Source organism: Desulfosarcina sp., from assembly GCF_041551955.1.
In the GTDB taxonomy this organism is placed as follows: domain Bacteria; phylum Desulfobacterota; class Desulfobacteria; order Desulfobacterales; family Desulfosarcinaceae; genus Desulfosarcina.
This window is the reverse complement of record NZ_JBFELV010000318.1, coordinates 1-5,823: the sequence shown is the minus strand read 5'-3', so window position 1 is coordinate 5,823 and position 5,823 is coordinate 1. Positions and strand designations below refer to the sequence as shown.

Sequence of the window (5,823 nt, the reverse complement as noted above, 5' to 3'; positions counted from 1 at the left end):
TGGTCGCTTGGCCCCGTCCCCCTGACGCGGTCGCGGCCGTCTTTTTTTCTGCCCGGCGCTGCGGGGTTTAGATGGGGGTTTGGCGCGCCGCCGGCGCGGCGCCGGCGGCAGTTCGAGCCATCCCTCTTCGGGTTGGATGCAGGGCAGTGAATGACCGATGAACGCCTCGATAGCCGGCAGGTAAAAAGAGTCCTCCTCACAGGCAAAGCTGATGGAGGTACCGGCTGCCCCGGCGCGGCCGGTGCGGCCAATGCGGTGAACGTAGTCTTCGGCATCGTGGGGCAGCGTGAAGTTGATGACGTAATCCATTCCCTCGATGTGAATGCCCCGACCGGCCACATCCGTGGCCACCAGCACACGGATCTTGCCGGACTTGAACTGCTCCAGGGTGCGGATCCGCTTATTCTGTGGGACTTCGCCGGACAGCACCGCACAGTTGATCTGGTAGCGGTCCAGCATTTCAGCCAGCCGTCGGGTTTCATCGCGGCGGTTGCAGAAGACCAGCACGCGGTCCAAATTCTGCCGGGTGATGATGTTATAGGTCAAGGAGAACTTCTCGTCGGTGGTGATGATGTAGACCACCTGCTCCACCGTGTCCACCGCCACCTGTTCCGGTTCGATCTCGACGGACAGGGGGTCCCGGGTCCAGCTGGCACTCAGCCGGGTGACATCCGGCGTGAGCGTGGCGCTGAAAAACAGGGTCTGCCGCTTGTTTTTATGCGGCGTGCTGTAAACAATCTGGCGCACATCGGGAATGAACCCCATGTCGAGCATGCGGTCCGCTTCGTCGAGAATCAGCATCTCCACCCGGTTCAGGTTCAGATCCCTGCGACGCTTGAAATCCAGCAGACGGCCCGGGGTGGCCACAATGATGTCCACCGGCTTGCCGTGCAGTTGCCGTCGCTGCTTTTCGTAGTCCATGCCCCCGAATACACTGACAATGGAAAAGGAACAATAGGTGGAAAGGAGATTGGCTTCGTCGGCGATCTGCAGCACCAGTTCACGGGTCGGTGCGATGATGAGCACCCGGGGCGTGCCGGCAGGTCTTTTCCCCTCGATGGGATTGGCCAGCATCCGTGTAAGGACCGTGATGAGAAATGCGGCGGTCTTGCCGGTGCCGGTCTGGGCGCGACCGAAAGCATCCCGCCCCTTTAAGGCAGACGGCATGATCTCCGCCTGGATGGGGGTGCAGTACTGAAACCCAGTGTCGGCAATGGCGTGCATGATTGGATCGGGAAGGTCCAGGTCGTGGAACCGGGTCTTGCCCGCTTCCTCGGGAACCTGAAACAGACCCGGATGCCATGCGACGGCCGATGTGGGCGACTTTTTCCCCGGAGGCGAATCGGTATCGGTTGGGCGCGTCGCCTCCGTGCCTTGCGGTGTTGGGCGGGAAAACCGCTTATTTTTCGGTCCAGGACTGATTTCCGATGGTGCTGCGGGTGTCGGTGAGCTACTCTTTTCAGGCGGATCGGCAGTTTTGGGGCGACCGCTGTCGAATAGCCGGCCCCTTATGGCGTTAATCAGTTTTCCTATCAAAATTCGGCTAACCTACAAATCCTTTCATTTCTCTAACAGGGTCTCGAAAATCGTTATTCAACAGCCTGCTATACGGCAGGTTGGCCCATCTGTGGGCGCCTTTGACCGTTCTTTAGGGGCCCGGGGCCCTAAATAAATCGGGCCCGAGATCAAGGCCCGCGTTAATATACGAATATCAGCCACGAATTGCAAGGGCTATTGGTTAATCGAGCGCCAGCAGTCGCCGACTGGTCAGATAGCATTGGCGCCAAAAGTCATCGTCCATTCGGGAGAGCATTACCCCGTTGCTGGTGGAGGTGTGAACAAATTCGCCTTGGTCCAGATAGATGCCCACGTGGTGGAATTTGGCGGCAGGTTTAAAAAAAACGAGGTCCCCGGCGGTCAGGTGGCGCGCGTCCACTCGCCGACCTTGGCGCATCAGAGCGGTGGTGGTCCTGGGCAGCCGCATGTCAAACAGGTCGTCGTACAAAACGACCACCAGTCCCGAGCAATCGATGCCCCGACGGTTCAGACCGCCCATCCGATGAGGGGTCCCCAGCCAGGACTGGATCTCGGCGCGCAGCATCTGCGCCAGCCCGGATGTGTCAGGCCGCGAAAACACGGCTCCAGAGTCGCGGGTGGTGGTTGCGCATCCGGTGGTCATCAGCGCCAGCAACATCAGAAACAGGAGGGCCATGGCCCCGCTGTGCAGAAACCGGTCGGAATCGCTGCGGCAGGTGCCGGCGTCAAACATCTGACCCCCTTTCAAACAGGTGGGCGATGGTGGTCAGGCTGAAATCAATCTCCGAGGAGAGAAACTGGGATATGCAATGCAGGGTGATGATGGCATTTTTATCCGCATCCTGGTTTCCTAAACTGCTGATGCGCGCCAACAAGCCCTCGCTGACCAACTGCGCCCTGGCGTAACTTTTTTCGAGGGAATCGAAGTCAAAACGGTTCACGCGGCCCTTTTTGTATTCGAAATACTGACCCAACAGGAACAGCGAGGTACTGCGCGCCGTGGTCTCTTCAACGGATGCAAAGGGGAGATGAAAGCGGGCCATGGGTTTGAGGAAATTCATCACCGGGCAGTTGCTGGTGGCCATGACGATGCCGAAAACCGAGGTCAACCCCTCCATGGCCGAGGTTCTTTTGGAATAGGTGCGGTGGGCGGTTTCACAGACGACCACGCAGTTTTTATGTGAAAGGATATCCTTGAACCGATCCACCAGTCCGGTGATATTCACGGCAATGGGGCAGTACAGGTGCGTTTGGGAAGACAGCGGGCAGCATTTACACTGTTGGAAAGAAAGCTGTGTCCAGGATGGATAGGGTTCGGGTGACGCCGGCATCATGGTCAGGGTGGACGGATTCAGGGCGATGTGAAAACGCGTACGCTGGCCGTCCTCGAGTTCGATGTCGTAGTTGAACCAGTATGCATTGTCCTTCATGGGCGTCTCACGGTCCGGGTGCTTAACAGCGCCGATGATTGTCCGCTGTTGATTTCACATAAATCATAGCAAGTTCCACGCCAAACAACTGCAATTCAACCATAACGGATCCCGTCCACTGGATCGAGGGCCGAGGCGCTGGCTGCCGGGTACAAGGTGGCCAAAAAGCAGATCACCACGGTGGACAGGCCGATGGTCATGACATCCATCAACTGCAGACTTACCGGCAGCGTGGTGAGAAAGTAGACATCGCCGGGCAGTTTAATGAACGGGTAATGTTTCAGGATGCTGCACAGAATAAACCCCAGCACCCCGCCGATGGCGGTTCCCAGGCTGCCGATCACCAGCCCTTTGAATACGAAAATTCGTCGAATATGGCGATTGGTGGCTCCAATGGTCTTCAAGATTGCGATATCTTTAGTCTTTTCCATCACCATCATGATCAGGGCGCTGGCGATGTTGAAAGCGGCCACGACCACAATGAGCGTCAAAATGATGTACATCACCGTTTTTTGGAGCCGCAGCATGGAAAACAGATTGCGGTTCATCTCCATCCAGTCCCGCGCCCAGTAGGGAAAACCGACACGAGCAACGATGGCTTCGGCAATCGCTTTGGCCTGGTATATATCGGCAACTCGCACCTCCAAACCGGTTGCCTGACCCGGCATCTGGAGCAGGCGCTGGGCGACATCCAGGCGGACAAAGGACATGGCGCCGTCATATTCGTTCATACCCGTTTCAAAAATGCCGGCTACGGAAAAGCGCATCACCGTGGGCATCTGGTTGGCGGCAGCCGCCTTTCCCAGGGGAGATATGAGATAGACGGGGTCGCCAACGGCGACTTTCAGCCGCTCGGCGGTAACCCGCCCGACCACCAATCCGGGCCCTTTTCCATCAGATTCACTAGCCGCAGCATCCGCCAGTACGTCGACGAGGGCCATGTTTTTGCCGACGAAAATGGGCGGGCCAGGCAGGGATGGATCAAGGGCCTTCAACACCGCACCGGTCACGCCATGGGGGCTTCGCAGCATCACCTGGGTATAGATAAACGGCGTGACCGACAAAATCCCGTCGGTGGCGCTGATCTGCGCCGCCGTGGCTTCGATATCCGACACCGATTCGCCGTAACGCATCACCAGCACATGCGATTCAATACCCAGAATTCGGTTTTGCAATTCAGATTCAAACCCGGTCATCACGGCGATGACGACGATCAGGGCCATCACGCCCACGGCGATGCCAGCGGTGGCCAGAAAGGTGATCAGCGATATGAACGCCTGTTTTTTCCGCGCCCTGAGATAGCGGGCGCCCACGAACCAAGTAAAAGACATGGATGATTTCCTGATGAGAACCAATGAAGGGTCGACCTTTCCGCCGACCTATTTTTTTAGGGTTGGCCGGTAGATGCCAGGTGTCGAACCGGGTATGGGTGCGGCGCCCACGCACTTTTCAAAAAAGGCAATCGGTCCGGCGCCGCCGATGATGGCATAGGCATAGCCGACATCGGCCATGGCGTGCAAGGTGGCCAGCAACACGGCACGGCCGACGCCCTTGGCACGCAGGTCAGGATCGATGCCGATGGGGCCGAAAAAATTGCGGCATGTGCTGTCGTGGCAGGCAAACCCTGCCAATCGATCACCGGAAAGCGCGACCATGCAGGCGATCGGCTGCCGGGCAAATGCCAGATCACACTCGGCAGCCCACCCATCGCCAAAACGATGCTGTGTCCATCCGACAACCCGGTTTTTTTCACTGGCCATGGCCCGCCGCACAACGATGTCCTTTTCGGCCAATGCCGCCAACTGCGCGCCCGGGTCGGGCAGATCATAAAGCTTGACAAGAAGATCGGTCATGGTGGTCTCTCGCTGGGTTGCTTCAGCTATTGACGGAGTCGTAAAAAGTCAGATACCTGCGTTACGCTTCATCCTTCGTCACTGCGGCGTACCTTAAGTACCCTGCCCACGGCACCCGCGTTAGCGGTATTCTCAGGATGGAACATAAATGTTCGCCGTAAGGATCTTGATCGATTTTCAATTCGCTCGCCGAAACTCGCTTTCGCGGCCCGCAAGCCTTGATCTCGGGCTTTTTACGAATCCGTCGGAAATGCGACTTTTTACGCGTTCATCAGCTAGTGGGTGTGCGGGTGTCTTGGTCATCGTCGAGCACCCGGTTCATACTGCCGGAGGCATAACCCTCGAGGTCAAGGGAGACGTAATGAAATCCTATCTTGCGCATGGATTCGACGATATGGCGCCTCAATGGATCAACCACCAGTCTCGGCAGTTGGTCCAAGGCCACTTCGATCCGGGCGACGTCCCCGTGGTGACGCACGCGAAAACCGACAAGCCCGGCGTCAGCAAGCACCTGCTCAGCGCGGCGGACTTGATCGATGTTGACGGCATCAATGGGCGTTCCGTAAGGAAACCGGGTGGCCAGGCATGTCATGGCCGGCTTGTCCCAGACCGGCAACCGGCGGTCTCTGGCCATTCGGCGAATATCATCCTTGGTCAGCCCCGCGTCCATCAGCGGTGCGGCTACACCCAGTTCACGGGCGGCCCGCAGTCCGGGACGATAGTCGCCACGGTCATCGACGTTGGCACCGTGAGCCAGGTATTGAAACCCCTTTTCCCGGATCAGCGCCAGCAAATGCCCGAAAACCAACTTTTTGCAGATGTAGCACCGCTCCGGGGTATTGGCAAGAAATTCAGCCCGCTCCATTTCGCCGGAATCGATGATTAAATGGGGCACGCCCAATTTGGCGGCAATCTTTGCCGCATCGGCGATGTCCGCCTCAGGGTGGATGGGAGACCGCGCCGTGACGGCGATGACGCCTTGGCCGAGCACAGCATGGGCTTCG

The 5,823-nt window shown here is 58.0% G+C and carries 6 protein-coding genes; all 6 read right to left on the bottom strand.

Going from position 1 to position 5,823, the window contains the following annotated elements; translation table 11 throughout:
- Nucleotides 1-1,536, bottom strand: a 1,536-nt coding sequence (locus tag ABYV26_RS18955) for a DEAD/DEAH box helicase (RefSeq protein WP_372682923.1), incomplete at its 3' end; no start/stop codon positions are given.
- 202 nt (nt 1,537-1,738) lie between these two features.
- Nucleotides 1,739-2,269, bottom strand: coding sequence for a C40 family peptidase (locus tag ABYV26_RS18950; protein ID WP_372682922.1), 531 nt, complete (start codon nt 2,267-2,269; stop codon nt 1,739-1,741).
- Nucleotides 2,262-2,966 carry a hypothetical protein gene (locus tag ABYV26_RS18945; protein WP_372682921.1) on the bottom strand — a complete coding sequence of 235 codons (705 nt, stop codon included), beginning with the start codon at nt 2,964-2,966 and terminating at the stop codon, nt 2,262-2,264. Before ABYV26_RS18945 ends, ABYV26_RS18950 begins: the two co-directional genes overlap by 8 nt.
- A 95-nt stretch (nt 2,967-3,061) precedes the next feature.
- Complete coding sequence (locus ABYV26_RS18940; RefSeq protein WP_372682920.1) at nt 3,062-4,297, bottom strand: FtsX-like permease family protein; 1,236 nt, start codon at nt 4,295-4,297, stop codon at nt 3,062-3,064.
- 48 nt (nt 4,298-4,345) lie between these two features.
- On the bottom strand, nt 4,346-4,819 hold the full coding sequence (locus ABYV26_RS18935) for a GNAT family N-acetyltransferase (protein WP_372682919.1): 474 nt from the start codon (nt 4,817-4,819) through the stop codon (nt 4,346-4,348).
- 271 nt (nt 4,820-5,090) lie between these two features.
- Nucleotides 5,091-5,823: ATP-dependent sacrificial sulfur transferase LarE (gene larE / locus ABYV26_RS18930; RefSeq protein WP_372682918.1), on the bottom strand; the 733-nt coding region annotated here is incomplete at its 5' end.